The organism is Salmonella sp. 3C (assembly GCF_025426275.1).
Classification (GTDB): Bacteria; Pseudomonadota; Gammaproteobacteria; order Enterobacterales; family Enterobacteriaceae; genus Salmonella; species Salmonella enterica.
This window is the reverse complement of record NZ_CP104858.1, coordinates 2,463,846-2,490,615: the sequence shown is the minus strand read 5'-3', so window position 1 is coordinate 2,490,615 and position 26,770 is coordinate 2,463,846. Positions and strand designations below refer to the sequence as shown.

Sequence of the window (26,770 nt, the reverse complement as noted above, 5' to 3'; positions counted from 1 at the left end):
CGCCTTTGACATCTATTCACCATCACGATAAACATAGAGGCGAAGTCCAACGTGGCTCAATTCGTTTATACCATGCATCGTGTCGGCAAAGTGGTTCCGCCGAAACGTCATATTCTGAAAAACATCTCGCTGAGCTTCTTCCCTGGCGCCAAAATCGGCGTGCTGGGCCTTAACGGCGCCGGTAAGTCTACCCTGCTGCGCATCATGGCGGGTCTCGATAAAGATATCGAGGGCGAAGCGCGCCCGCAGCCCGGCATTAAGATTGGCTACCTGCCGCAGGAACCTCAGCTAAACCCGGAACACACGGTACGCGAGTCGATTGAAGAGGCCGTTTCGGAAGTGGTTAACGCCCTCAAACGTCTGGATGAAGTGTACGCGCTGTACGCCGATCCGGATGCCGACTTCGACAAGCTGGCCGCAGAGCAGGGCCGGCTTGAAGAGATTATCCAGGCGCACGACGGTCATAATCTGAACGTGCAGCTTGAGCGCGCAGCTGACGCTCTGCGTCTGCCGGACTGGGATGCCAAAGTCGAAAAACTGTCCGGCGGCGAGCGCCGTCGCGTGGCGCTGTGCCGTCTGTTGCTGGAAAAGCCGGACATGCTGCTGCTCGACGAACCCACCAACCACCTGGATGCCGAATCTGTTGCGTGGCTGGAACGTTTCCTGCACGACTTCGAAGGTACCGTCGTGGCGATTACCCACGACCGTTACTTCCTCGATAACGTCGCCGGCTGGATTCTGGAACTTGACCGCGGCGAAGGTATTCCGTGGGAAGGCAACTACTCCTCCTGGCTGGAGCAGAAAGATCAGCGTCTGGCGCAGGAAGCGTCTGCCGAAGCGGCGCGCCGTAAATCCATTGAGAAAGAGCTGGAGTGGGTGCGTCAGGGCGCGAAAGGCCGTCAGTCGAAAGGTAAGGCGCGTCTGGCTCGCTTTGAAGAACTGAACAGCGTTGAGTATCAGAAACGTAACGAAACCAACGAACTGTTTATTCCACCAGGACCGCGTCTGGGCGACAAAGTCATTGAAGTCAGCAACCTGCGTAAATCCTACGGCGACCGCGTACTGATCGATGACCTGAGCTTCTCGGTACCGAAAGGCGCTATCGTCGGGATCATCGGGCCAAACGGCGCGGGTAAATCGACCCTGTTCCGCATGATGTCCGGTCAGGAGCAGCCTGATAGCGGCACCATTACGCTGGGTGAAACCGTCAAGCTGGCCTCGGTCGATCAGTTCCGCGACGCGATGGACAACAGCAAAACCGTCTGGGAAGAAGTGTCCGGCGGGCTGGATATCATGAAGATCGGCAACACTGAAATGCCAAGCCGCGCCTATGTAGGCCGCTTCAACTTCAAAGGCGTCGATCAGGGCAAACGCGTTGGCGAACTGTCCGGCGGTGAGCGCGGTCGTTTGCATCTGGCGAAGCTGCTGCAGGTGGGCGGTAACGTCCTGCTGCTCGACGAACCGACGAACGACCTGGATATCGAAACCCTGCGCGCGCTGGAAAACGCCCTGCTGGAGTTCCCTGGCTGCGCGATGGTTATCTCGCACGACCGTTGGTTCCTTGACCGTATCGCCACCCACATTCTGGATTATCAGGATGAAGGTAAGGTGGAATTCTTCGAAGGCAACTTTACCGAATACGAAGAGTACAAGAAACGCACGCTGGGCGCCGAGGCGCTGGAGCCGAAGCGTATCAAGTACAAGCGTATTGCCAAATAAACGTCTGAATGCCGGGTGGCGCTTGCGCTTACCCGGCCTACAAAACCAGCGATTCCAATACGTTGTGAAACTGTAGGCCTGATAAGACGCGGTAAGCGTCGCATCAGGCATTGGTTCTTATCCCTGCTCGCCCATCATCTCTTTCACCAGTTCCACACAGCGCAAAAAGCGGCCATCGTAATCAGCCTCTTTAACGTGAACGAACTCAATGTTGTTCTCTTTCAGCATCTCGACCAATAGGCTCTGGAACGCTTTACGATCCACTGAACTGCCCAGGCTTCGCAGTCCGTCAGCTACCCACGGCGTATTATTCTCCAGCAAAATCACCAGGTCGAAGCGATACTCGTCGATCAGCGCCTGGACAAAGGGATGCTCGCGCCCTTCGTATTTTTTGCAAAATGCCTGGGTGGTGACGAAATCGGTATCGATAAACGCCACTTTATTCGCATATTTCACTGCGAAATCAATATATTGCGCATGGCCCAGCGCAATTTTATCGTAGTCGGAATACTGTAACGCCATCTCATCGCCGCCCAGATGCGAAAAAACATAGTCGCGGCCATATTCCCAGGCGCTGGTGGTATTAAAAATATTGGCGAGCTTATTGACCAGCGTAGACTTGCCGCTTGATTCCCCGCCCAGAATCGCGACGGTACGCACGAAAAACGGCTTCACTTCTGTAGGAATATATTCCCAGTAACGAAACGGATTTTCGCGGATTTGCGCCCCGCTGATATTCATAAACGTGCGTTCAGGATCGACCAGCACCGTCTCAATCCCTAAATGCTCAAGATACTGCGGCGCATCAGCCTCTTCGGAAGTGTAGATCCAGCTCGGCTGTATTCCCTTCTCTGCCATAAACGCTTTAATGCCGTTGCTCCAGACGTCCCAGCCATGCGGATAAGGCTCCATCCCCTCTTCATTAAAGGCGTGGATGCGAATATTTTTTTGGTATTTGAAGGTTTGCAGCAACCAGCGCAGGCGATCCGACACGGTGGGCTGCTGCGACATGGCGCTATCCTCAAACAGCCCGCGGTCGCGCGTATCGTCATATCCCATAATGATATGCAACTCATCCACCTGGCTACAGGCGCGCTGGATCAAGTAGATGTGTCCGGTATGCAATGGATAAAATTTACCGAACACCACGCCAATGTTTTTCTGTCGGCGGGGAAACTCCAGCCCGAGAAAACGGTGTAGCGCCTCCAGTTTTTGCGCGCTGGGGCTTTTGATTTTGGCGTTAAGTAACTGACTCAGATACCCCTTGGTCATACCGCTGGCGTCAGCCACCTGTTGCAGAGTGCAACCTTGCTGCTTAATCGCGGTTTTGAGATAGTCGAACGATGACACAAGAGCCTCCTGCTGGAAAAATCGCATAACACTGCCTGACGGCGCTTTGCTTATCAGGCCTACAACATCAATCCGTATCAATCCGTAGGCCGGATAAGACGCATTGCATCGCCATCCGGCAAATTATACAACATCACTACATACAGAGAATTATAAGTCGTCAAACACGCTTAACGCATCTGCGAGCTTTTTAACACCGAACACCTGCATTCCTTCCGGCGGCTTTTTCGGTACGTTGGCGGCAGGCACAATCGCCCGACGAAAGCCGTGTTTCGCCGCCTCGGAAATACGCTCCTGCCCGCTCGGCACCGGACGAATCTCGCCTGCCAGCCCCACTTCGCCAAACACCACCAGATCCTGCGGCAACGGCCTGTCACGCAAGCTGGAGACCATCGCCAGCAGTAAAGCCAGATCCGCGCTGGTTTCGGTGACTTTCACGCCGCCGACCACGTTGACGAAGACGTCCTGATCCGACATTTGCAGACCGCCGTGTCGGTGCAGCACCGCCAGCAGGATAGCCAGACGGTTTTGTTCCAGACCGACCGCCACGCGTCTGGGGTTCGCCATCATCGAGTGATCGACCAGCGCCTGAATCTCCACCAGCAACGGTCGCGTGCCTTCCCAGACGACCATCACTGAACTGCCGGAAGTGACCTCATCGCCGCGGCTTAAAAAGATGGCGGACGGATTGCTCACTTCGCGCAACCCCTGTTCGGTCATGGCGAAGACGCCCAGCTCATTGACTGCGCCAAAGCGGTTTTTGTGGCTGCGCAGCGTGCGAAAACGAGAATCGGCGTCGCCGTCGAGCAATACTGAGCAATCGATACAGTGTTCCAGCACTTTCGGCCCCGCCAGCGACCCGTCTTTGGTGACGTGGCCGACCATCACGATCGCCACGCCGCGCGTTTTGGCGAAGCGCGTCAGGTAGGCTGCCGTTTCGCGGACCTGGGCGACACTGCCCGGCGACGACTGGATGTCCGCCATATGCATCACCTGTATGGAGTCGATCACCATCAGTTTCGGCTGTTCTTCTTCGGCAATCAGGCAAATTTGTTCGATGCTGGTTTCCGACAGCATATTCAGATTAGCGGTCGGCAGGCCGAGACGGTGCGCGCGCATCGCCACCTGCTGTAGCGACTCTTCGCCGGTGACGTACAGCGTTTTCATCTGCTCGGCGAGCTTGCACAGCGTTTGCAGTAGCAACGTTGATTTGCCCGCGCCGGGATTACCGCCAATCAAAATGGCGCTGCCGGGTACCACCCCGCCGCCCAGCACGCGGTCAAACTCTTTAAAACCGGTAGAAAAGCGCGGCAGTTCCTCAAGACTGATGTCAGACAGTTTCTGCACTTTTGATACGCCCGCACTGCCGGCGTATCCGCTCAGACGTTCGTTACGCGCCACCGTCGGCGACGCGGCAAGGCGCACCTCAGTAATGGTGTTCCAGGCCTGGCAGGCGCTGCACTGCCCCTGCCAGCGTGGGTAATCGGCACCACATTCATTACAAACAAAGGCGCGTTTTGGAGCTTTTGCCACGTTTTACCTCTTTCGTTAACGCTGTTGCCGGATGGCGCTGGCGCTTATCCGGCCTACGGTCGCCTTGCCATTGGGCAGGTTAATCATTTCTGGTTCATGCTGCCGGAGAGAATGCAAAACACGCCCATCAGGTCAGCGTGGCGGATCGTAATCTCCGTCTTTTCGTTTACTTTTGGCTTGGCATGGAAGGCAATACCTAACCCTGCCGCTTTGATCATTGGCAGATCGTTAGCGCCGTCGCCAATCGCCACCGTCTGCGCCAGCGGGATATCATGCTCTTGCGCCAGACGAAGCAAGGTATTGGCTTTATACTCAGCATCCACAATATCGCCGATAACGTGACCGGTAAATTTACCGTCCATGATCTCCAGCTCATTGGCGACCGCCGCCGTCAGGCGTAGCTGGTCACGCAGATAGTCGGCGAAGAAAGTGAAGCCGCCGGAGGCGATAGCAATTTTCCAGCCAAGCGCTTCCAGTTTTAGCACCAACTGCGTTAATCCTGGCATTAGCGGCAGATTCCCGCGCACCTGGCGCAAAATATCGGCATCCGCGCCTTTCAGCGTCGCCACGCGGCTGCGCAGGCTGGCGGTAAAATCAAGCTCGCCGCGCATCGCGCGCTCCGTCACTTCAGCCACCTTCTCACCGGTACCGGCCAGCTTCGCGATTTCATCAATGCACTCAATTTGGATCGCCGTGGAATCCATATCCATGACCAGCAGCCCCGGCGTGCGCAGATGCGGAATTTTACCCAGCGGCGCGACATCCAACTGCGCCTCATGCGCCAGCCGCGTCGCACGCGGCGTCAGCGACCCCGCCAGACGAATGACCTGATAATCCTCCACGCACCAGGCGGCGACAATCACCATTGCGGCGCCCAGTTTGGTCTGATATTGAGTTAAACGCTGCTTATCCAGCCCGCGCCCATACAGCAGCCAACCGCTGCGGCCTGCATGGTAATCCAGAGGCATCACCTCGTCGCCGCTTAAAGAAAGAGGCAAACCAGGCCATAAAGAGACATCTTCAGGCAGATCGCACCAGGTAATGTTAGGCATTAAAGCTCCTGTAAATCGTTCAGGCCGGTAACCGCCCCGCGGAAAATAACGCATGAGGCTACCTTGTAACCATCGCTTCTGGCAACATTAAGCCTCAAATTTTCAGCAGGTGGAATATGGCTCGCGCAAAACTGAAATTTCGGCTGCATCGTGCAGTCATTGTATTGTTCTGTCTCACACTGCTCGTCGCGCTTATGCAGGGCGCGTCCTGGTTTAGTCAAAACCACCAGCGACAGCGCAACCCGCAGCTGGAAGAGCTGGCCCGCACGCTGGCGCGCCAGGTGACGCTCAACATCGTCCCGCTGATGCGCAGCGAAACACCGGATGAAAATCGCATCAACGCCGTGCTGCGTCAGCTCACGCAAGAGAGCCGTATTCTGGATGCCGGCGTCTATGATGAACAGGGCGATCTTATTACTCGCGCTGGCGAAAGCGTCAATGTGCGCGACAGGCTGGCGCTGGATGGCAAAAAAGCGGGCAGCTATTTTAACCAACAAATTGTCGAGCCTATCCAGGGGAAAAACGGCCCATTGGGCTACCTGCGTCTAACGCTGGATACCCACACGCTGGCCACCGAAGCAAAGCAGGTCGATAACACCACCAACATTCTACGCCTGATGCTGCTACTCTCGCTGGCGATAGGCGTGGTGCTGACGCGCACCTTGCTACAAGGTAAACGCACCCGCTGGCAGCAGTCGCCCTTCCTGTTAACGGCCAGCAAGCCTGTTCCGGAAGAGGAAGAGCGTGAGGAAAAAGAGTAAAATGACGGCTTAATAAAGGTAAGGAAAACCACCATGACAACATTACGCCTGCTTATTTCTGACTCTTACGATCCCTGGTTTAACCTGGCGGTCGAGGAGTGCATTTTCCGCCAGATGCCCGCCACCCAGCGCGTGCTGTTCCTGTGGCGCAACGCGGATACGGTGGTCATTGGACGCGCGCAAAACCCGTGGAAAGAGTGTAATACGCGGCGTATGGAAGAAGATAATGTCCGTCTGGCCCGCCGTAGCAGCGGCGGCGGCGCGGTATTCCATGACCTCGGTAATACCTGCTTTACCTTTATGGCTGGTAAACCGGAATACGATAAAACCATCTCCACCCATATTGTGCTCGCGGCGCTGAATTCGCTGGGGGTCATGGCCGATGCTTCGGGACGCAACGATCTGGTCGTAAAAACGCCGGACGGCGATCGCAAAGTCTCCGGTTCAGCCTATCGCGAAACCAAAGATCGCGGCTTCCATCACGGTACGCTGCTGCTGAATGCAGACCTCAGCCGTCTGGCAAACTATCTGAATCCCGATAAAAAGAAGCTTGCGGCGAAAGGAATCACCTCCGTTCGCTCCCGCGTGGCCAATCTTACCGAGCTATTACCGGGTATCACCCATGAACAGGTCTGCCAGGCGGTGACGGAAGCCTTTTTCGCCCATTACGGCGAACGCGTCGACGCGGAAGTGATTTCACCGGATAAAACGCCGGATCTGCCGAATTTTGCCGAAACCTTTGCGCGCCAGAGCAGTTGGGAGTGGAATTTCGGCCAGGCACCGGCGTTCAGCCATCTACTGGACGAACGTTTCACCTGGGGCGGCGTCGAGCTGCATTTTGACGTCGAGAAAGGTGTGATTACCCGTGCGCAGGTGTTTACCGATAGCCTGAACCCGGCACCGCTGGAAGCCTTAGGCGAGCGTTTACAAGGCTGCCAGTATCGAGTGGATGTGTTGGAGCAGGCCTGCGAATCTTTAATTGCTGAATTCCCGGCTCAGAAAGGTGAGCTGCGGGAACTGGCTGCGTGGATGGCTCAAGCTGTACGCTAAGCGTCTACGCCAGCCGCCCGATGGTCTGCGCGGCTAACTTCAATTTTCCCACCATCGCGCGGGCAATCTCCTGAAAGCCCGCGCTGATGCGTTTATCATCAGCGACCAGCACCCAAAAGCGCTCGGCCAACGGCAAGGCAAATTCCCACGCTTTCTTATCGATTGTGGCCTCCACACGAATGTCGACAGGCGCGTAGCGCAACATGCCCGATGCCGCCGGAGCGTAAGCCATCGGCAACATATCATAGACAGGCGCGAGCGCCATCGGGGCATCGGAGTAATAAAACGAGAGGTTACCCGCATGCATATCGCTGTTGGCGATAAGCCGACCAAACGCCCAAATTTTCTCAATTTGCTGATGGGCAACAGCATCTATAATGCCCTGCCCGGCAAGCCGATGCGTGACCACCGGCCAGATGCCTGGCGAAGATGCATACTCGCCTTGCAACGCCTCCAGGGAAACAATTTGCCGACGACCACGTATCCCGGTGCAGTCGAAGCGAATGCTTTCCAGAAAGACCTGTCCTCCCTCGCTGCAAATAGCCGTGGCTAAGCTGGCGTTGATGCTGGCGGCAGAAAGCACGGCTAATGCGATGGACTCGGCAATCAAGAGGTCGCTCCAGCGTTCAGAAACGGTGTTCCTTGCACGCGCGCTGAATTTCACCAGTACGTTCTGATTGCCCCATCTTGTTTCTGCAAAACAGGCAAATTTAGGCTGCTCACCACCAGCTGAAGAGCCGATGACCTCACCTGCGAGCGCGTCTTCCGCCAATTGCTGATAGCGATTGAGTTTTTCGGACTGCGTAATCGCCGTCGCATCCGGCGCGGTCACCCAACGCTGGTAATTCTCCTCACCCACGATCCAGCCGCCCGCATTTTCACCCTGATACGCCCGCAGCGCATACAGGACTTCATCCTCTTGCCACAACCGGATGTCATCAGGCAGATGCGCATACCCAGCCACGGTCCTTCCCCAGGCTCTCCCAAGGAATCCTTGTGGCCTAAGATCGGTCAGATACCATGGCAGGCTGTCAAACCATTGCCATTCACCTGTATCAAGCGCAACCAGGCAACTCCCCTGAGGCCAACACGGATAAAGAACGCCAAACTTAGCGGCCTGTCCTTGTGCATTGACCTGCCAGAGGGGAAAGGCCGCGACGCCGCGAACAGGCCGAACAAGCGCGTAGCGCGTAGCACGAGCTTTACCAAACTGGATGACGTCCTGATGCGCGGAAACCAGACGAGAGAACGTCGCCTGACTAACGGCCAGCGATGATCTTAATTCAGCGGCGGAACTCGGCCCCTGTAAGAGCAAATCGGTTAATGCGCTCATAGATGAATAGATTAATGAATAGATACTTGAATGGATTTAAGGACACAGCCCTTTGATTGTCAATACAAACAAAGAGAGAGCGAGAGGAAAGATGAATAGATTATCAGAAGAGAGTGGATATAACGCTGGCATTACCCGGACCAGGCCTTGACGCACCTCGTCCGGGTCGATTTGCTGCTTACTCCTGGTCGCCCAGCAGCACAGATTCCAGCGCGATTTTGATCATGTCGTTGAAGGTCGTCTGTCGCTCAGCGGCAGTGGTCTGCTCGTGGGTACGGATATGGTCGGACACGGTGCAGATAGTCAGCGCTTTCGCGCCAAATTCAGCCGCAACGCCGTAGATACCCGCCGCTTCCATCTCTACGCCCAGTACGCCATATTTTTCCATCACGTCGAACATTTCGCCGTCCGGAGAGTAGAACAGGTCAGCGGAGAACAGGTTGCCTACGCGCGCGTCAACGCCCAGCGCTTTTGCCGCATCAACTGCGTTACGTACCATGTCGAAGTCAGCGATAGCCGCAAAGTCATGATCTTTAAAGCGGATACGGTTCACTTTGGAGTCGGTGCAGGCACCCATACCGATCACCACGTCGCGCAGTTTGACGTCCATGCGCACAGCGCCGCAGGAGCCGACGCGAATGATTTTCTTCACGCCGAAATCGGTGATCAGCTCTTTGGTGTAGATGGAGCAGGACGGGATACCCATACCGTGGCCCATCACGGAGATCTTACGTCCTTTGTAAGTCCCGGTGAAACCTAACATGCCGCGAACGTTGTTCACTTCGCGAACATCTTCGAGGAAAGTCTCAGCAATGTGCTTCGCACGCAGCGGGTCGCCCGGCATCAATACGACGTCAGCGAAATCACCCATTTCTGCATTAATATGTGGAGTTGCCATCTTCAGTTCCCTTTAAATTTGTTGTTATTGCCTGATGGCGGCTACGCCTTATCAGGCCTACAAAACGTGTGTCAAAACAGTGAAATACCCTAAGGATTTCGCGTTGCAGGAAGGCGACGAATTCGTGAATCCCCGGGAGCATAGATTAACTATGTGACCGGGGTGAGCGAATGAAGTCAACGCATCTACAGCGCGAAAGACAACAGGTATCACAGCATGTTTTTACCGTAGTCCATCGGCGATGTGCCAAAGTAGGTCGCCAGCGTCTGGCCGATATCCGCGAAGGTTTCACGGTGACCTAAAGAGCCCGGTTTGACTTTCGGACCGTAGATCAGCACCGGAATGTGCTCACGGGTATGGTCAGTACCGGTCCAGCTCGGGTCACAGCCGTGGTCAGCGGTCAGGATCAGAATGTCATCTTCACCCACCAGCTCCATCAGCTCCGGCAGACGGCGGTCAAACAGCTCCAGACCTGCGGCGTAGCCCGCGATGTCGCGACGGTGGCCCCAGGAAGAGTCGAAGTCAACGAAGTTAGTGAAAACGATGGTTTTATCGCCCGCTTCTTTCATCTCTTTGAGGGTCGCGTCGAACAGCGCGTCCAGACCGGTCGCTTTCACTTTCTTAGTGATGCCGCAGTTGGCGTAGATGTCGGCAATCTTACCGACGGACACCACGTGGCCCTGTTTTTCATCGACCAGTTTCTGCAGCACGGTCGGCGCTGGCGGTTCAACGGCCAGGTCGTGACGGTTACCGGTACGCTGGAAGTTACCGGCCTTGTCGCCGATAAACGGACGCGCGATCACGCGGCCAATGTTATAGCCGCCTACGGTCAGCTCTTCACGGGCGATTTCGCACAGCTCGTAGAGTTTATCCAGGCCAAAGGTCTCTTCGTGGCAGGCAATCTGGAACACGGAGTCAGCGGAGGTGTAGAAAATCGGCTTGCCGGTTTTCATGTGCTCTTCGCCGAGCTGGTCCAGAATAACGGTGCCGGAAGAGTGGCAGTTACCGAGATAGCCCGGCAGGTTGGCGCGTTTCACCAGCTTATCCAGCAGTTCCTGCGGGAAGCTGTTTTCGTGGTCGCTGAAATAGCCCCAGTCGAACAGTACCGGCACACCGGCGATTTCCCAGTGGCCTGACGGCGTATCTTTGCCGGAGGACAGTTCGTGCGCCCATGCGTATGCGCCAATAACGTCCGCGTTGCCGTCCATGCCGGCGGCAATTTTACCGGTAGAGCCTTCATGCGCTTTCACCAGCCCCAGACGAGTCAGGTTAGGCAGATTCAACGGGCCTTTACGGCCATTGTCAGCTTCGCCTTTGGCGCAAGCTTCTGCGATGTGGCCCAGAGTGTCGGAACCTACGTCGCCAAAACGATCCGCGTCTTCAGTAGCGCCGATGCCGAATGAGTCCAGCACCATAATAAATGCACGTTTCATATCTTCTCCGTACTTAGTGCTTCAAAAATAATTGATCAGATCAGTATACAACTATTCAGTAATTCGACGATAGACCGAAGGTGTGCTTGCTGGCGCTTTATCGTCAAGGATAATTGCCGCTTTGACGGCCTTCGCCGCTTCCTGCCAACTGGCTTCGTCTTTGGCATGAATCACCGCCAGCGGGCGCTGCCCGTCGATGCTGTCGCCCAGACGGGCCATGTCGGTAAAGCCAACGCTGTAATCAATGGTATCTGACGCCTGACGACGGCCGCCGCCCATCGAGACGACCGCCATCCCCAGCGCACGCGTATCCATTGCGCTGATAAACCCTTCGGTATCAGCATATACCGCTTTGCTCAACATGGCGGTCGGCAAGTATTTATCGTAGTTCTCAACGAAATCGCTTGGCCCTTTCTGCGCGGCCACCATACGACCAAAGACTTCTGCCGCTTTACCGTTATCCAGCACCGCCTGTAATTTCGCACGCGCTTCGGCGTCGTCTTTCGCCAGCTGGCCGGAGATCAGCATCTCCACGCATAGCGCCATGGTAACGTCAAACAAGCGCGGATTGCGGTATTCTCCGGTCAGGAACTGCACGGCTTCACGCACTTCCACCGCGTTACCGGCGCTCGAAGCCAGCACCTGGTTCATATCGGTTAACAAAGCCGTAGTGCGAACTCCCGCGCCGTTTGCCACGCCAACAATCGCTTCAGCAAGGGCTTCAGAAAGTTCATAGGTTGGCATAAACGCGCCACTGCCGACTTTGACGTCCATTACCAGCGCATCCAGCCCTTCGGCCAGTTTCTTGGCGAGGATGGAACCAGTGATCAGCGGAATAGAGTCCACCGTCGCGGTAATATCGCGGGTGGCGTAAAAACGTTTGTCCGCCGGTGCAAGCGAGCTGGTTTGCCCAATAATCGCCACACCCACGTCTTGAATAATTTCGCGGAAACGGTTGTCGTCCGGGAAGATGTCGAAGCCCGGGATCGCTTCCAGTTTGTCGAGCGTACCGCCGGTATGTCCGAGACCGCGACCGGAGATCATCGGCACATAACCGCCGCAGGCCGCTACCATTGGCCCCAACATCAGAGACGTCACGTCCCCTACGCCGCCGGTCGAATGCTTATCGACAATCGGGCCATTGAGATTCAGGCTTTTCCAGTCAAGGACAGTACCGGAATCCCGCATCGCCATGGTCAGCGAAACACGCTCCGGCATGGTCATATCGTGGAAGAAGATGGTCATCGCCAGGGCGGCAATCTGCCCTTCAGAGATAGTATTGTCACGAATACCATTAATAAAGAAACGAATTTCTTCGTCACTCAACGCATGACCATCACGCTTTTTACGAATAATTTCTTGTGCGAGAAACACGGTACCCTCCTGAGGGAAAAGAGTAGAAGGCTTACATCGCCGGATGGCGGCTAACGCCTTATCCGGCCTACAGGCCTGGATTTGTAGGCCGGATAAGCGCAGCGCCATCCGGCAAATCAGAGCTTAGTAGCTGCTGGCGCTCTTACCGTCGCCGTGACCCAGCGCTTTCAGCAGGCTTGCCAGCAGGCTGGATGCGCCAAAGCGGTAGTGACGAGAATCTGCCCAGTCAGCGCCAAACAGTTCGTCTGCAATCGCGAGGAATTTCTGCGCGTCTTCCGCCGTACGTACGCCGCCCGCCGGTTTGAAGCCAACGGTTTTGGAAACGCCCATGTCGCGGATCACTTCCATCATGATGCGCGCGCTTTCCGGCGTAGCGTTTACCGGCACTTTACCGGTAGAGGTTTTGATGAAATCCGCACCGGCTTTAATGGAGATTTCAGAGGCTTTACGAATCAGCGCCTCTTCTTTCAGCTCGCCAGTTTCGATGATCACTTTCAGCAATACGTTCGCTGCGGCACAAGCGTCTTTACAGGCTTTTACCAGGTCAAAACCCACCTGCTCGTTACCGGCGATCAACGCGCGGTACGGGAATACCACGTCCACTTCGTCAGCGCCGTAGGCGATCGCCGCACGGGTTTCCGCCAGCGCAATATCGATGTCATCATTGCCATGCGGGAAGTTAGTCACCGTTGCAATGCGGATGTCCGGCGTACCTTGTTCTTTCAGAGTTTTACGCGCAATCGGGATAAAACGCGGGTAAATACAAATCGCCGCCGTATTCCCGACCGGAGTTTTTGCCTGATGACACAACGCGATCACTTTTTCATTGGTGTCGTCATCGTTCAGAGTGGTCAGATCCATCAGTTTGAGCGCACGCAGGCTGCTTGCTTTTAAATCAGTCATGACATTCTCCAACGGCATTGCCGTATAAAATTTCACCTTGCGAGTCTGTTAATATTCTAACATTCACTCGCGTTTACACTTCGATATACATCACAGTTAATGAAAACTACGTACAAATTTGCATTACTGTAATGAGATCTGAATCAAATTATCCCGCCGTCACCGTCTGTTCTTCGAGCGATAAGCGCATCAGGATCAAAGTCGGTTTGCCGCCATTTTCTACAATAGCGCATCGTCCCGGCATAAAGAGGAAACGAAGATGCCTGCCTCATGCGAAACTGCGCTCCAGCAGCGTTGCCAGCAAATTGTGACCAGCCCGGTGCTCACGCCTGAACAAAAACGCCATTTTCTGGCGCTGGAAGCTGAAAACGCCCTGCCTTATCCCCCCCTGCCGGAAGATGCCCGCCAGGCGCTGGATGAAGGTGTCATTTGCGATATGTTTGAGGGGCACGCCCCCTTCAAACCGCGCTACGTGTTGCCCGATTACGCCCGATTTCTGGCTAACGGTTCACAGTGGCTGGAACTGGAAGGCGCGAAAGATCTGGATGATGCGTTATCCCTACTCACCATTCTGTATCATCACGTTCCTTCCGTGACGTCCATGCCGGTTTATCTCGGCCAGCTTGATGCGTTGCTGCAACCATATGTTAGAATTATAACACAAGATGCGATCGATATTCGAATAAAACGTTTCTGGCGTTATCTCGACAGAACGCTGCCAGACGCCTTTATGCATGCCAATATTGGCCCTGCCGATACGCCTGTCACACGAGCGATTTTGCGCGCTGATGCCGAGCTAAAGCAGGTGACGCCTAACCTGACGTTTATCTACGATGCGGAAATTACGCCGGACGATCTGCTGCTGGAGGTCGCCAAAAACATTTGCGAATGCAGTAAGCCACACATTTCCAACGGCCCTGTAAATGATAAAATTTTCACAAAAGGGCATTATGGCATCGTCAGTTGTTATAACTCGCTACCGCTTGGCGGCGGCGGCAGTACGCTGGTACGTCTCAACCTGAAAGCCGTGGCAGAACGCAGTACGTCTGTCGATGACTTCTTTTCACGCACGCTACCGCACTACTGCCGACAGCAGATCGCCATCATTAATTCACGATGTGAATTCCTCTATGAAAAGTCACATTTCTTTGAGAATAGCTTTCTTGTACAGGAAGGTTTGATCGATCCCGAACGTTTTGCGCCGATGTTCGGTATGTACGGGCTGGCGGAAGCCGTGAATCTGCTGTGCGAAAACGCGGGCCTGAACGCCCGTTACGGCAAGAATGAAACGGCGAACGAGCTGGGCTACCGTATCAGCGCCCAACTGGCGGATTTCGTCGAAAATACGCCAGTGAAGTATGGCTGGAAGCAACGGGCGCTGCTCCATGCCCAGTCTGGCATCAGTTCCGATATCGGCACTACGCCGGGCGCGCGTCTGCCGTATGGCGATGAACCGGACCCTATCACCCATTTGCAAACCGTCGCGCCGCACCATGCCTTTTACCATGCCGGGATCAGCGACATTCTGACGCTGGACGAAACCATCAAGCGTAATCCGCAGGCGCTGGTTCAGCTTTGTCTTGGCGCGTTCAAAGCCGGGATGCGGGAATTTACTGCCAATGTCAGCGGCAACGATCTGGTGCGCGTCACCGGTTATATGGTGCGCCTGTCGGATCTGGCGAAATTTCGCGCCGAAGGCTCGCGCACGAATACCACCTGGCCGGGAGAAGAAGCCGCACGTAATACCCGCATCCTGGAACGACAGCCACGCGTAGTCAGCCATGAACAACAGATGCGCTTTAGTCAGTAAGATCATTGCGTTTTCCTGCGTCGATGGGCCAGGCAGCCGCCTGGCATTATTCTTACAGGGCTGCAATTTGCGCTGCAAGAATTGCCATAACCCGTGGACGATGGGACGCTGTAACGACTGCGGGGAATGCGTATCGCAGTGTCCGCATCACGCCCTCAGCGTTGATGGCGGGAAAGTGGTATGGCGGTCGGACGTCTGCGAGCAGTGCGATACCTGCCTGAAAATGTGCCCACAGCAGGCAACGCCAATGGCGCAGACCATGAGCGTTGACGATGTGCTGCGTCATATTCGTAAAGCATCGCTGTTTATTGAAGGTATTACCGTCAGCGGCGGAGAGGCGACCACGCAATTACCGTTTATTGTGGCGCTATTTACGGCGATCAAAGCCGATCCGCAGTTACAACGGCTGACCTGTCTGGTGGACAGTAATGGTCAGTTAAGCGAGACCGGCTGGCAAAAACTACTGCCGGTTTGCGACGGCGTAATGCTCGATCTGAAAGCCTGGAAGAGCGAGTGTCATCACCGTCTGACCGGACGTGATAACACGCATATTAAGCACAGTATCCGCTTTCTTGCTGCGCGGGGAAAACTGGCGGAGCTGCGGTTGCTGGTTATCCCGAATCAGGTGGACTATGCGGCGCATATTGATTCACTGGCGGCGTTTATTACTTCGCTGGGCGAGGTTCCGGTGCGTTTGAATGCCTTTCATGCGCATGGCGTCTATGGCGAAGCGAAGGCCTGGCCAGGCGCGACGCCGCAAGAGGTGGAACGGCTGGCTGACGGATTGCGCGCGCGTGGGGTGGCGAAGCTGATTTTGCCGGCGCTATATTTGTAAGCGTCGCCTGCCGGACGGCGGCTGCGATGCCATCAGAGCCGAAACAAGGTAATGGTATTGCGATACAGCGTATCGGCTATCACCTCTGCGGGCTCCGGACGTAATTCGCAGAGCGCATCAAATACGCGCGCCGCCTGCTCCGGGCGGTTCGGCTGCCCCTGAAACCCCTTTAGCGGCATATCCGGCGCATCGGTCTCCAGCAACAGCGCGTCCAGCGGCAACCGCGCCATAACATCACGGGTTTTACTGGCGCGCGGGTAGGTGATGGTGCCGCCGACGCCGATTTTATAGCCCAGTCGCACAAAGCGTTCGGCCTGCTGCAGACTGCCGGCAAAACCATGCACCACACCGGTTCGCGGCAGATCCTGGCGCTTTAAGTGCATCGCCAGTTTGTCATGCGTGCGCCGCGAGTGCAGGATCACCGGCAGATCGTAGCGTTTTGCCAGTTGCAGTTGCGCGTCTAAAAATCGCTCTTGCCTGGCAAACTGCGGATCGTCGCGATAAAGATCGAGCCCGATCTCGCCTACCGCCACGACGTTCTGTTGTTGCGCCAGCGCTTGTTGCAGCTTATCAGGATCGTCATCGGCATGACGCTCAATCACAATGGGGTGTAATCCCAGCGCAGCATAAAGCGACGGGAAACGCGCCGCCAGCGCCAGCACGCGGGGAAAGTGAGCCGCCTCGGTCGCCGGCACGATGATTTTTTCAACGCCCGCCTCACAGGCACGCTGAATACTGGCGCGCTCATCGCCCGTAAAGGGCGGGAAATCAAAATGGCAATGCGTATCGATAAAGCGCCAGCTCACGCCAGATCCTCGTCGGTAAATGTGGTGTCGTTTGCCTGCGGCGCGCTAATGACCTCCGCCACATGCGTATCATTGGCCACCGGCGCCGGAGGCACGACCACCGTTTCCGGCACGGCAATCCGCGACGAATGGCGCAAGAGAGGCGGCGTTGCGGCGAGCAATTTACCAACGGTGGCAAGGAAATAACGCCCGCATAATTGCCCGGTTTTGTAATCCTCACGCAGCGCCGGGATACGGCTGCCCAGCGCCATGCTGTGCAGCGGTTTCGGCGGATAAATTTCAATGATCCGCAGCTTACCCGGCGGCTTTTCAATAAATTGTTGGATCGCGCTGTAGGACGTTTCATGATGCTGCACCAGGTTGACCAACGGCTGTAGACTGCTCTCTCCCAGCCAGCGCTCCATACGCTTAAACCACTGCGGCGTGTAATACATTTGCGAGGGTACGGTGCGGATCACCACAATGGTTTTCGCCCCCCGCTTTGCCGCCTCCTGAACCGGAATGGCGTCGCTAATGCCACCGTCCAGATAGTTGATGCCCTCTAACGTAACGCCGGTACGGTAGAAACCCGGTATGGCGCTGGAGGCGCGAATGATATCAAGCCAGTTTTGTTTTGTCGGCGAGAAATAGCCCGGCGTGTAATCATCCCCCCGGCAGGCGCACATATAAAAGGATTTTCCGCTGTCAAACAGGCGCGCTGCGGTATCCATTTGCAGCGGCATCCGGGCGGCGGTGGATTCCACCAGCCAGTCGAGGTCGATAAGGTTTCCTCCGCGTACAAATCGCAGCGGATAAAAAAATTCGCGCCTGGTGGTATAGCGCATAATGACTTTACGCCCGTAGCCGGGCTGGTTGCAGAGATACGCCGAGAGATTTTGCGCACCGGCTGATGTGCCGAAGTAGAGATGGAAAGGATTAAACTGCGCACGCATAAACTCATCCAGCACGCCTGCGGTAAAGATACCCCGCTGCCCCCCGCCCTCACAGACCAGCGCCATACGGCCTGGCCGGAACGGTGTTAATGATAACGGCGCAATATTGCCGAGCGTAACCGGTATTCGCTGGCCCACCTCTGCCTTCCTATTTTTCATTTTTTTCCAGGCTGACAAGGTAACGCAAAACGTTAACGGCTAAAACCGTAAAAGCCAGTCCGCTGGACTGGCTTGATAGCAATATATCTTTACAGATGCCTGCTAGGGTCGTTTACGGCCCATGAACAGGCTGACTAGGAAGAGCACGATCCCGACGACGAAGACGATTTTCGCCGCGCCGGCAGCCGTACCAGCCAGTCCACCAAAACCCAATGCGGCGGCAATTAACGCGATAACCAGAAATATAATGCCCCAACGAAACATAAGCCTCTCCTTTACCATAGTTAATGTCGACCGCTAAATATGAGCGCTCAGGCTACTCATTCGCGATATTTTTAGTGTGGTGCACATTACGCCTCCCGACAAACGTCGGGAGGACGAATTACGACGAATTACTGAACTTTCAGATCGTTTTTAACACTTTTTACGCCATCAACGGCTTTCGCGATGCTTTCAGCGCGGTCGCTTTGTTCCTGAGTTTCAACGGTACCGGAGAGCTGTACGACGCCATCGGTCGTTTCTACTTTCACTTTACGGGAAGGGACAAGATCGTCCGCCAGCAACTTGGCTTTGACTTCACTGGTCGTGGCCGTATCGCCGGCATAGCCTTTCACGGAACCTTCTTTATTGTCGCGAACGTGAAGTTTGTCGCTAACGGAGGTCACGCCTTCTACGCCTTTCGCCACTTTCACGGCGGCTTCAGCCTGCGCCTGGCTTTCTACAAAGCCGCTCAGGGTGACGACTTTCTGATTGGTTTCGACAGAAATATCGGTGCTTTTAATATTGTCATGGTCTACCAGCGCAGCTTTTACTTTCGCAGTGATGGCGCTGTCATCCATGAAGTTACCGACTTTATTCATAGAGCTATCGACTTTTTGCCCTGCGGTTTCGGTTCCGCTTTGCGCCTTGTCCGTTGTTGCGTTTTCTGCAAAGGCAGAACCTGTCGCAACAGCAGAGGTCAACATTACGGCCAGCAGAGTTTTAGAAATCTTCAGTCTTGTCATAGTCATCGATTTTGTCCTGTATAGTTTGCTCGTAATTTGAGCTCAGGCAACACGAGGTTGCATTGCTGAATGCGGTGAAACTCACCGGTTTCTGAAGTCAATGACTGGCATCACATTCGTGAATTTGTAACGACGCGTCGCCTGCCACCCTTCCGTTTCAGTTATTAATATCGTGACTGAAACAAATCTCAGCTTTAAGCTCTCATATTCACGCATTGAACAGGCATTAAAGCCGACATTTATGTCATCACTTTGTTAAATATAGATCACAATTTTAAAATCGCTTGTCGGTGCGTATAAAAAACAGGCAGATCGGAGAAAAAACGCGGGATTTAAGAACATTCCGTAAGCGGTTAAAAAGGCAGGGAAAGTACGAAGGCGCGGCGGATGCCGCGCCCGGAAAGGGATCAGTGTTCGCGCGTTTTACGGAACTGAACGTCAGGGTAACGTTCCTGGGTCAGGTTCAGGTTAACCATCGTGGGGGCGATATAGGTGAGGTTGTCGCCGCCATCCAGCGCCAGCTGCGTTTCATTCTTACGCTTAAACTCTTCGAATTTCTTCGCATCGGCGCTTTCCACCCAGCGCGCCGTCGCCACGTTGACGGATTCATAAATCGCCTCAACGTTGTATTCGCTTTTCAGGCGCGCGACAACAACGTCAAACTGCAAAACGCCCACGGCGCCGACAATCAGATCGTTGTTGGAGATGGGACGGAATACCTGAACCGCCCCCTCTTCAGAAAGCTGCACCAGCCCTTTCAGTAGCTGCTTCTGCTTGAGCGGATCTTTCAGGCGAATACGACGGAACAGTTCCGGCGCAAAGTTCGGGATACCGGTAAACTTCATCATCTCGCCCTGGGTGAAGGTATCGCCGATCTGAATGGTGCCGTGGTTATGCAGACCCAAAATATCGCCCGGGTACGCTTCTTCAACGTGCGAACGATCGCCCGCCATAAATGTTAACGCGTCGGAAATCACCACATCTTTGCCGGTACGGACCTGGCGTAACTTCATGCCCTTCTCATACTTACCGGAAACCACGCGCATAAACGCCACGCGGTCGCGGTGTTTCGGGTCCATATTGGCCTGAATTTTAAAGACAAAACCGGTGAATTTCTCTTCCGAGGCTTCCACTGTGCGGGTATCGGTTTGACGCGGCATCGGCGCGGGCGCCCACGCCACTAAACCATCCAGCATATGGTCAACGCCAAAGTTACCCAGCGCGGTACCGAAAAATACCGGGGTAATTTCCCCTGCCAGGAACAGCTCTTCATCAAACTCGTTAGACGCGCCCTGCACCAGTTCCAGCTCGTCGCGCAGCTGTTGCGCCAGGTCTTCACCGACGGCGGCGTCCAGATCCGGGTTATTCAGCCCTTTAACGATGCGCACTTCCTGAATGGTGTGGCCCTTACCGGTCTGATACAGATAAGTTTCATCTTTATAAAGGTGATAAACGCCCTTAAACAGCTTGCCGCAGCCAATCGGCCAGGTGATCGGCGCGCAGCCGATTTTCAGCTCATTTTCCACTTCATCCAGCAGCTCCATCGGGTCGCGGATGTCACGGTCGAGTTTGTTCATAAAGGTCAGGATCGGCGTATCGCGCAGACGGGTAACTTCCATCAGCTTACGAGTCCTGTCTTCAACGCCTTTTGCGGCGTCGATCACCATCAGACAGCAGTCCACCGCCGTCAGGGTACGGTAGGTATCTTCGGAGAAGTCTTCGTGCCCCGGGGTGTCCAGCAGGTTCACCAGACAGTCGTGATATGGGAACTGCATCACCGAGGTGGTGATGGAGATACCACGCTGTTTTTCCATCTCCATCCAGTCAGATTTTGCATGTTGGCTGGAGCCACGGCCTTTTACCGTACCGGCGGTCTGAATCGCCTGTCCGAACAGCAACACTTTTTCGGTAATGGTGGTTTTACCGGCGTCCGGGTGAGAAATAATGGCAAAAGTGCGGCGTTTGGCCACCTCTTGCAAATAAGGAGACAACGTCATAGTCAAATCTTCTTGAGTAAGCGCGGCGTTTGACCACGCATGTTGAATACGAAAAATGCGGCTATTTTACCCATCAACCTGGGGGAGGCAATCAGTGTTTACACAGGAGCTGCTCCAGTTCGCTTAATGACGCCACAGTCCAGGTTGGATGAATACCCGCGGGCTGCTCGCGATGATGCGCGTTAAGCCAGCAGGTCGACAGCCCGGCGTTAATGCCGCCAAGAATATCGGATTCCGCGGTATCGCCAACCATTAATACGCGCGAGCGGTCAGGATTCCCCGCCTGCTCCAGGGCGTAGTTAAAGATTTTCGGATCGGGCTTCGCGACGCCAACCTGCTCGGAAATCACCAGCAGATCGAAATACTCGCGCAGCCCGGTGCGCTCCAGACGAGTTTGTTGTAGCGCGGTAAAACCGTTAGTAATAATACCGATTTTAGCCTGCCCGCGAATCGCATTAAGTAGCGAAACGGCGCCCGGCAAAGGAGAACAGATCTCCGCCATCGCACTAATAAAAGCGTCATTCAGCAGCCCCGGCGCAACGTTTAGCCGTTCAGCCCAACTTTGAAAACGCGCGTGCTGCAATTGTAATGAGGTAATCGCGCCGTTCTGATAATCTACCCATAGCGGCTTATTCACGGCCTGGTAATCCTGGAAATCCTCAGCGGTAAAGGTGACGCTATAGTCAAGGAACATCCGCTGTAAGCCGGTGAAAGAATCAAACGTAAACAGCGTTTCATCGGCATCAAAGAAAATCCAGTCCCACTTCATCATTACACCTTGCCTCTTTTATTACATGCTTATCGGTAACGCCATGATGATGGCGTCCTCATGCCCTTGTGCCGTGGGATAGTAATTGCGGCGAATCGTCGCCTCGTTAAACCCCAGACTTTCATACAGCGCGATGGCGGCAGCGTTAGAGGCGCGTACCTCCAGCCATAGCGTTACAACCCCACGTTTTTCCAGTTCATCAATCAGATGCTCAAGCAGCATACGCCCCAGCCCCCGACGCTGAAAATCCGGATCGACGGCAATATTGAACAGCGTCGCTTCGTCCAGCACCACCTGTGTAATGGCAAACGCGGCCATTCTGTCATCAGCGGTCAGCTTAAGGTTGAGATACCGTTCACCCAGGTTGCCGAAAAACGTTTTTTCGCTCCACGGAAACGCATGAGCGCGTTGCTCAATCTGCCAGGCTGCGGGGAGATCGGTCGTGCTGAGGATAGAAATCGTGTTCATGTTCGCAGATTTGTTGCCATAGTGCGGCGCGTGCCGCCGGGTTTGCCCGGAGTTCATTAAACGCCGGCGTCGTGACCTGAGCGCCTTCGAGTTGGAGCGGCGCGTCAGTTCCTAACCGCCAGCTATTACAACGGCTGCCCTGCGGCAGCATGGCGACGCGCTCAGGCGCCAGGGGTAAAACCTGATCGGGACTCACGGTCAACGCGCGTAAAATATCGCGCATTAGCGGCTCGTTCAGCGCGGGTAATTCCTCTGCAACCACGATCAGACGAACGTGCGCGGGAAGGGAAATCGCAATCTCGCCCTGTAGCGCGCCAGGACGTCGCAGCGCCCACTGCGTAATACCCAGTTGCTGTAACTGCCAGTCTCGTCGGGATGTCATAGCGAAACGCTCCTGTAATCAGGGGCGCAAATATAGCAAATCTGTCGAATCTCCGCCATCAAACTACTATAATCGCCGCCAGTCTGAATTAAGGAGCATTCCATGTCTGCTTTTACCCCGGCAAGTGAAGTCTTGCTGCGCCACAGTGATGATTTCGAACAAAGCCGTATTCTTTTTGCCGGAGATTTGCAGGATGACCTGCCCGCGCGCTTTGAATGCGCCGCCAGCCGCGCGCATACGCAACAGTTTCACCACTGGCAGGTATTAAGCCGCCAGATGGGCGATAACGTCCGTTTTAGCCTGGTCGCGCAAGCCAGCGATGTCGCCGACTGCGATACGCTGATCTACTACTGGCCGAAAAATAAACCCGAAGCGCAGTTCCAGTTGATGAATATTTTGTCGCTGATGCCGTCGGGCGTCGATGTTTTCGTCGTGGGAGAAAACCGCAGCGGCGTGCGTAGCGCCGAACCGATGCTGGCGGACTATGCGCCGCTGAACAAAGTAGATAGCGCGCGACGTTGCGGCCTTTACCATGGCCGTCTGGAAAAGCAGCCGCAGTTTAGTCTTGAATCCTGGTGGGCCGAGTACAACATCGACGGGCTGACCATCAAAACGTTGCCGGGCGTATTCAGCCGCGACGGACTGGATGTTGGTAGCCAACTGCTGCTGTCTACGCTGACGCCGCACACCAAAGGTAAAGTGCTGGATGTCGGCTGCGGCGCTGGCGTGCTTTCCGCCGCGCTGGCCAGCCATTCGCCGAAAGTGCGCCTGACGCTGTGTGACGTCAGCGCTCCGGCGGTGGAAGCCAGCCGCGCCACGCTTGCCGCTAATGGTCTTGAAGGCGAGGTATTCGCCAGCAACGTCTTTTCGGAAGTCAAAGGACGTTTTGACATGATCATCTCCAACCCGCCGTTCCACGACGGAATGCAAACCAGCCTCGATGCGGCGCAAACGCTCATTCGCGGCGCAGTGCGCCATCTGAACAGCGGCGGGGAGTTACGCATCGTGGCGAACGCCTTTCTGCCCTATCCTAAGATTCTGGATGAGACTTTTGGCTTCCATGAAGTCATCGCGCAAACCGGGCGCTTTAAGGTTTATCGTACCGTGATGACCCGTCAGGCGAAGAAATAGTTGGCCTGATAAGCGCAGCGCCATCTGGTTGCATGTGCCGGATGGCGACGCAAAGCGTCTTATCCAACCTACGTCTCGCGCCCATTTTTGCAGCAATCAATCTATCCCATGCAATTAACTATTGACGAATAGCTGAAAACCACTAGAATGCGCCTCCGTGGTAGTGATTCTTTTCAAGAATCGATGGTATGCGAAGGTGGCGGAATTGGTAGACGCGCTAGCTTCAGGTGTTAGTGTCCTTACGGACGTGGGGGTTCAAGTCCCCCCCCTCGCACCAAAACCACGTTGATATTGCTCGCACTGGGCGAAGGTGGCGGAATTGGTAGACGCGCTAGCTTCAGGTGTTAGTGTTCTTACGGACGTGGGGGTTCAAGTCCCCCCCCTCGCACCAACGAGGCGATATCAAAAAGTAAGATAACTGTGCGAAGGTGGCGGAATTGGTAGACGCGCTAGCTTCAGGTGTTAGTGTCCTTACGGACGTGGGGGTTCAAGTCCCCCCCCTCGCACCAATTATCTTATCCTTCCTTTGTCTCTTCATTTTCATCCCTGATTCCAGTTCATCATTGCCAACATCATGCCGCCAATAAGCGCTATACACGATGGCAGCAGTACAAAATGCCGTAATTGTTTGTGATACAACATCAGCGCAGACAGTAGCAATCCTGATACAATCAACAGCTTCAGCGCATCAGCTGACAGGCCGATAAACGCCAGTCCAACGATAATCACTCCAGGCAATAATACGCCCCATCCGCTGCCTAACGTCCGCTGCAACATGGTTTCACCTCTGGAATTGATAATGATAACCAATATCATATGATATATTTTCTCATTTGTCAGCCAGAGTGAAAGCTAAAGAGATGAGTTTTACTTAACGGTTGATGACACGTATTCAGTAAGGTGATAAATTGTCCGACTGTTAACGTAAAAACAACAACACCTCGTTTTAGGCGACCTTTTCTCATACGTTATTTTCATGTTGGCGCCCGATTCCGTGTATATCACCGATAAATAACGACAATTACCCATGACAACACCATCCTGGCGGTCGCTTCGTATTAAGAAGTATCAGTTTTCTTTACGTCTTTTCTTGTTTCTCAACGCCGTGTCGGCGCTATTTACTCTCGTTTTCCCCCTTTATCAGATCAATGTATTTTGCACGCCAATGATCGGGATAGTGGTCCTGAGCGTATTACTGTTGATATGGCATGGGAAATATGGACAAAAAAGAATTAATCTCCCCTTTATCTCCCTACTCTTTGGGGGAATATGGGCGGCGCATATTGCGCTAAAGTATCCGGCGTTAGGCCATTATGATTTCTCTTTTTTACTGATTTCCCTGCTTAGCGTTCTGTTTATCGGCTCGATAGCCTTTGCCGCGAATATCGTCGCGTTTACGCTCTATTCGCTACCGCCAGTCGCGGTCTGCCTGTGGCTGAACGGTAATGAACAAGGTTTGCGAATTCTCTATTTGCTGGCCCTGCCAATGGTGGGAATCGCTATTCAACATGTTATCCAGAAACGCTACGATAACTTTGCCCAACAGCTCATGTTTAAGCTGCTGGCCGAGCGGGAAACCCTCAATGGCCTGAGCATGCTTGATCCATTAACCGGCTTATATAACCGCCGTGGCCTGCAAAATCGGCTGGATACGTTACAGGCGCCGGGCAGCCATGAACACTACGTCCTGCTATTGGATATCGATCATTTCAAAGCGTATAACGATCACTACGGTCATATGATGGGCGATCAGGCGTTAATCCGCGTCTCAGCGGCAATTCGGGACGCCGTGCGATCGCGCGATGTCGTCTGCCGTTTTGGCGGGGAAGAATTTCTGGTGTTGCTGACCACCGCCGAACCACAGCAAGCCCGCGCTACCGCAGAACGTATCCGACAGGAAGTATACGATCTTAAAATCCCGCATATGTTTAACGAAAGCGTCGCCACCAATGTCACTGTCAGTATCGGCATTGCGCCCCTGACGGATCGCAATATCGGAGACGCTATCGAAAAAGCGGATAAAGCGCTCTACGAAGCCAAGCATCTTGGACGTAACCACATTCTGGTCAGCGACGACATGCGCGCCCTATGAATCCTGCTGACGTAATCGTGCTACGCCAACAGCGTTAACCATAAACCGCTTGCCATCGTTTATCGCTATCGATAGGATTAGCAATCATTATCATTTAGATTAACATCATTAAACTGCGCTATGGCCTACCGTTCCGCACCGATTGCTGACGATATTATCTGGCGAGCTGCTCCCCAGCCGGAAGACGCCTCGCTGGCGGACGCAGTACGCGAGACGATCGCCTCTACCCGTAAGCACCTGTTGGACTTCATCCGGCTGGATGAAACGCCGCCGCCAACGGCGATGACTCTTGCCCAGTGGACGCGCCCCGCGACGTTTCGTTCATTGCTGGCCGCCTATTCCGATCACATCTATCGACACACGCCAGGCCTGCCACGTGAAAATAAGCCGTTACTCTCCCTGTGGGCGCAATGGTATATCGGGCTGATGGCGCCGCCGCTGATGCTGGCATTACTGACGCAAGCGCGCGCTATCAATGTCTCGGCAGAACATATTCACGTTGAATTTCATGAAACCGGGCGCGCCGCGTGTTTCTGGCTTGATGTGCATCAGGATAACCTGGCAACGGAGCGTTCCCCGGAAGAACGAATGGAAACGCTAATAGTCTCCGCACTACAGCCGGTCATTCAGGCGCTGGAGGCGACTGGCTACATCAACGCGAAACTTATCTGGAGCAATACCGGTTATTTAATCAACTGGTATCTGACTGAGATGAAACCGCTGCTTGGCGAAGCCCTGCTGGCAACGCTACGCCAGCGCTGTTTTTTTGAAAAGCAGCTATCCGACGGTCAGGATAACCCGCTGTGGCGGACCGTCGTAATGCGCGACGGTCTTCTGGTACGCAGAACCTGCTGCCAACGTTACCGCTTACCTGACGTACAACAGTGCGGCGACTGCACGCTAAAGTAAACCGCGTTACGTTGCCTTCAGTTATCGTCACGGCTTACTGCTGCTGGCCTGTCACATTATTATATTTACA

At 54.6% G+C, this 26,770-nt stretch carries 25 protein-coding genes and 3 tRNA genes; 11 read left to right on the top strand and 17 right to left on the bottom strand.

Annotation, left to right across the window (positions count from 1 at the left end):
• Nucleotides 1–51: 51 nt before the first annotated feature.
• Nucleotides 52–1,719, top strand: coding sequence for an energy-dependent translational throttle protein EttA (gene ettA, locus N7E69_RS11830; protein WP_000046770.1), 1,668 nt, complete (start codon nt 52–54; stop codon nt 1,717–1,719).
• A 117-nt stretch (nt 1,720–1,836) separates the two neighbouring features.
• On the opposite strand, the gene nadR is transcribed toward ettA, so the two are convergent.
• The 3 genes from nadR to serB all read right to left on the bottom strand — a co-directional run bounded on the left by nadR (nt 1,837) and on the right by serB (nt 5,654).
• Nucleotides 1,837–3,069 (bottom strand): multifunctional transcriptional regulator/nicotinamide-nucleotide adenylyltransferase/ribosylnicotinamide kinase NadR, encoded by a 1,233-nt coding sequence (gene nadR, locus N7E69_RS11825; RefSeq protein ID WP_001519486.1) that lies wholly within the window; start codon nt 3,067–3,069, stop codon nt 1,837–1,839.
• A 150-nt stretch (nt 3,070–3,219) separates the two neighbouring features.
• Complete coding sequence (radA, locus tag N7E69_RS11820) at nt 3,220–4,602, bottom strand: DNA repair protein RadA (RefSeq protein ID WP_001029720.1); 1,383 nt, start codon at nt 4,600–4,602, stop codon at nt 3,220–3,222.
• An 83-nt stretch (nt 4,603–4,685) separates the two neighbouring features.
• Entirely contained in the window at nt 4,686–5,654 is a 969-nt protein-coding gene (gene serB / locus N7E69_RS11815) for a phosphoserine phosphatase (protein ID WP_001132983.1), read from the bottom strand.
• Between the two features lie 116 nt (nt 5,655–5,770).
• On the opposite strand from serB, the gene N7E69_RS11810 reads away from it, so the two are divergent.
• Nucleotides 5,771–6,415 carry a YtjB family periplasmic protein gene (locus N7E69_RS11810; RefSeq protein WP_000090068.1) on the top strand — a complete coding sequence of 215 codons (645 nt, stop codon included), beginning with the start codon at nt 5,771–5,773 and terminating at the stop codon, nt 6,413–6,415.
• A gap of 33 nt (nt 6,416–6,448) precedes the next feature.
• Nucleotides 6,449–7,465, top strand: a complete 1,017-nt coding sequence (lplA, locus tag N7E69_RS11805) for a lipoate--protein ligase LplA (protein WP_000209763.1) — start codon at nt 6,449–6,451, stop codon at nt 7,463–7,465.
• Nucleotides 7,466–7,469: 4 nt separating this feature from the next.
• On the opposite strand, the gene yjjJ is transcribed toward lplA, so the two are convergent.
• The 5 genes from yjjJ to deoC all read right to left on the bottom strand — a co-directional run bounded on the left by yjjJ (nt 7,470) and on the right by deoC (nt 13,406).
• Nucleotides 7,470–8,798 carry a type II toxin-antitoxin system HipA family toxin YjjJ gene (gene yjjJ, locus N7E69_RS11800; RefSeq protein WP_001275365.1) on the bottom strand — a complete coding sequence of 443 codons (1,329 nt, stop codon included), beginning with the start codon at nt 8,796–8,798 and terminating at the stop codon, nt 7,470–7,472.
• A gap of 178 nt (nt 8,799–8,976) precedes the next feature.
• On the bottom strand, nt 8,977–9,696 hold the full coding sequence (gene deoD / locus N7E69_RS11795; protein WP_000224865.1) for a purine-nucleoside phosphorylase: 720 nt from the start codon (nt 9,694–9,696) through the stop codon (nt 8,977–8,979).
• A 209-nt stretch (nt 9,697–9,905) separates the two neighbouring features.
• Entirely contained in the window at nt 9,906–11,129 is a 1,224-nt protein-coding gene (gene deoB, locus N7E69_RS11790; protein WP_000816456.1) for a phosphopentomutase, read from the bottom strand.
• A gap of 51 nt (nt 11,130–11,180) precedes the next feature.
• Nucleotides 11,181–12,503: a thymidine phosphorylase gene (deoA, locus tag N7E69_RS11785; protein ID WP_000477838.1), complete on the bottom strand. Its 1,323-nt coding sequence runs from the start codon at nt 12,501–12,503 to the stop codon at nt 11,181–11,183.
• A gap of 123 nt (nt 12,504–12,626) precedes the next feature.
• Nucleotides 12,627–13,406: a deoxyribose-phosphate aldolase gene (deoC, locus tag N7E69_RS11780; protein WP_001519713.1), complete on the bottom strand. Its 780-nt coding sequence runs from the start codon at nt 13,404–13,406 to the stop codon at nt 12,627–12,629.
• 259 nt (nt 13,407–13,665) lie between these two features.
• Between deoC and N7E69_RS11775 the strand changes: the two genes are divergently transcribed.
• Complete coding sequence (locus N7E69_RS11775; RefSeq protein ID WP_001111670.1) at nt 13,666–15,216, top strand: YjjI family glycine radical enzyme; 1,551 nt, start codon at nt 13,666–13,668, stop codon at nt 15,214–15,216.
• Nucleotides 15,188–16,051 carry a YjjW family glycine radical enzyme activase gene (locus N7E69_RS11770; protein ID WP_001064947.1) on the top strand — a complete coding sequence of 288 codons (864 nt, stop codon included), beginning with the start codon at nt 15,188–15,190 and terminating at the stop codon, nt 16,049–16,051. Before N7E69_RS11775 ends, N7E69_RS11770 begins: the two co-directional genes overlap by 29 nt.
• Before the next feature lie 32 nt (nt 16,052–16,083).
• Here N7E69_RS11770 and N7E69_RS11765 read toward each other — a convergent pair whose 3' ends face one another.
• The 8 genes from N7E69_RS11765 to N7E69_RS11730 form a co-directional block, all read right to left on the bottom strand.
• Complete coding sequence (locus tag N7E69_RS11765) at nt 16,084–16,857, bottom strand: metal-dependent hydrolase (RefSeq protein ID WP_000119005.1); 774 nt, start codon at nt 16,855–16,857, stop codon at nt 16,084–16,086.
• A complete protein-coding gene (locus N7E69_RS11760; protein ID WP_001575401.1) occupies nt 16,854–17,927 on the bottom strand; it encodes a patatin family protein in 1,074 nt (357 codons plus the stop codon). The genes N7E69_RS11765 and N7E69_RS11760 overlap by 4 nt, the downstream gene beginning before the upstream one ends.
• A gap of 123 nt (nt 17,928–18,050) precedes the next feature.
• Nucleotides 18,051–18,212 carry a DUF1328 domain-containing protein gene (locus N7E69_RS11755; protein WP_000490276.1) on the bottom strand — a complete coding sequence of 54 codons (162 nt, stop codon included), beginning with the start codon at nt 18,210–18,212 and terminating at the stop codon, nt 18,051–18,053.
• 128 nt (nt 18,213–18,340) lie between these two features.
• A complete protein-coding gene (osmY, locus tag N7E69_RS11750) occupies nt 18,341–18,958 on the bottom strand; it encodes a molecular chaperone OsmY (protein WP_000178963.1) in 618 nt (205 codons plus the stop codon).
• Between the two features lie 401 nt (nt 18,959–19,359).
• Nucleotides 19,360–20,949: a peptide chain release factor 3 gene (prfC, locus tag N7E69_RS11745; RefSeq protein ID WP_000175965.1), complete on the bottom strand. Its 1,590-nt coding sequence runs from the start codon at nt 20,947–20,949 to the stop codon at nt 19,360–19,362.
• 91 nt (nt 20,950–21,040) lie between these two features.
• Nucleotides 21,041–21,718: a pyrimidine 5'-nucleotidase gene (gene yjjG, locus N7E69_RS11740; protein WP_000870686.1), complete on the bottom strand. Its 678-nt coding sequence runs from the start codon at nt 21,716–21,718 to the stop codon at nt 21,041–21,043.
• A gap of 21 nt (nt 21,719–21,739) precedes the next feature.
• Nucleotides 21,740–22,186 carry a ribosomal protein S18-alanine N-acetyltransferase gene (rimI, locus tag N7E69_RS11735; protein ID WP_001092431.1) on the bottom strand — a complete coding sequence of 149 codons (447 nt, stop codon included), beginning with the start codon at nt 22,184–22,186 and terminating at the stop codon, nt 21,740–21,742.
• A complete protein-coding gene (locus N7E69_RS11730; RefSeq protein WP_000203996.1) occupies nt 22,131–22,568 on the bottom strand; it encodes a DNA polymerase III subunit psi in 438 nt (145 codons plus the stop codon). The genes rimI and N7E69_RS11730 overlap by 56 nt, the downstream gene beginning before the upstream one ends.
• A 102-nt stretch (nt 22,569–22,670) precedes the next feature.
• Here N7E69_RS11730 and rsmC point away from each other — a divergent pair, with 102 nt between their 5' ends.
• The 4 genes from rsmC to N7E69_RS11710 all read left to right on the top strand — a co-directional run bounded on the left by rsmC (nt 22,671) and on the right by N7E69_RS11710 (nt 24,208).
• A complete protein-coding gene (gene rsmC, locus N7E69_RS11725) occupies nt 22,671–23,699 on the top strand; it encodes a 16S rRNA (guanine(1207)-N(2))-methyltransferase RsmC (protein ID WP_001272276.1) in 1,029 nt (342 codons plus the stop codon).
• A gap of 190 nt (nt 23,700–23,889) precedes the next feature.
• Nucleotides 23,890–23,976, top strand: a tRNA-Leu gene (locus N7E69_RS11720).
• Nucleotides 23,977–24,003: 27 nt separating this feature from the next.
• A tRNA-Leu gene (locus tag N7E69_RS11715) sits at nt 24,004–24,090 on the top strand.
• Nucleotides 24,091–24,121: 31 nt separating this feature from the next.
• A tRNA-Leu gene (locus N7E69_RS11710) sits at nt 24,122–24,208 on the top strand.
• A 31-nt stretch (nt 24,209–24,239) separates the two neighbouring features.
• Here N7E69_RS11710 and N7E69_RS11705 read toward each other — a convergent pair.
• The gene (locus N7E69_RS11705) at nt 24,240–24,476 is read right to left on the bottom strand and encodes a DUF1435 domain-containing protein (protein ID WP_000941876.1); all 237 of its coding nucleotides are present in this window, start codon (nt 24,474–24,476) and stop codon (nt 24,240–24,242) included.
• Nucleotides 24,477–24,726: 250 nt separating this feature from the next.
• Here N7E69_RS11705 and N7E69_RS11700 point away from each other — a divergent pair, with 250 nt between their 5' ends.
• Together N7E69_RS11700 and fhuF are read left to right on the top strand one after the other, a co-directional pair.
• Nucleotides 24,727–25,791: a GGDEF domain-containing protein gene (locus tag N7E69_RS11700; protein ID WP_000211207.1), complete on the top strand. Its 1,065-nt coding sequence runs from the start codon at nt 24,727–24,729 to the stop codon at nt 25,789–25,791.
• Between the two features lie 120 nt (nt 25,792–25,911).
• Nucleotides 25,912–26,700, top strand: coding sequence for a siderophore-iron reductase FhuF (gene fhuF, locus N7E69_RS11695; RefSeq protein ID WP_000331543.1), 789 nt, complete (start codon nt 25,912–25,914; stop codon nt 26,698–26,700).
• The last annotated feature ends 70 nt before the right edge of the window (nt 26,701–26,770 follow it).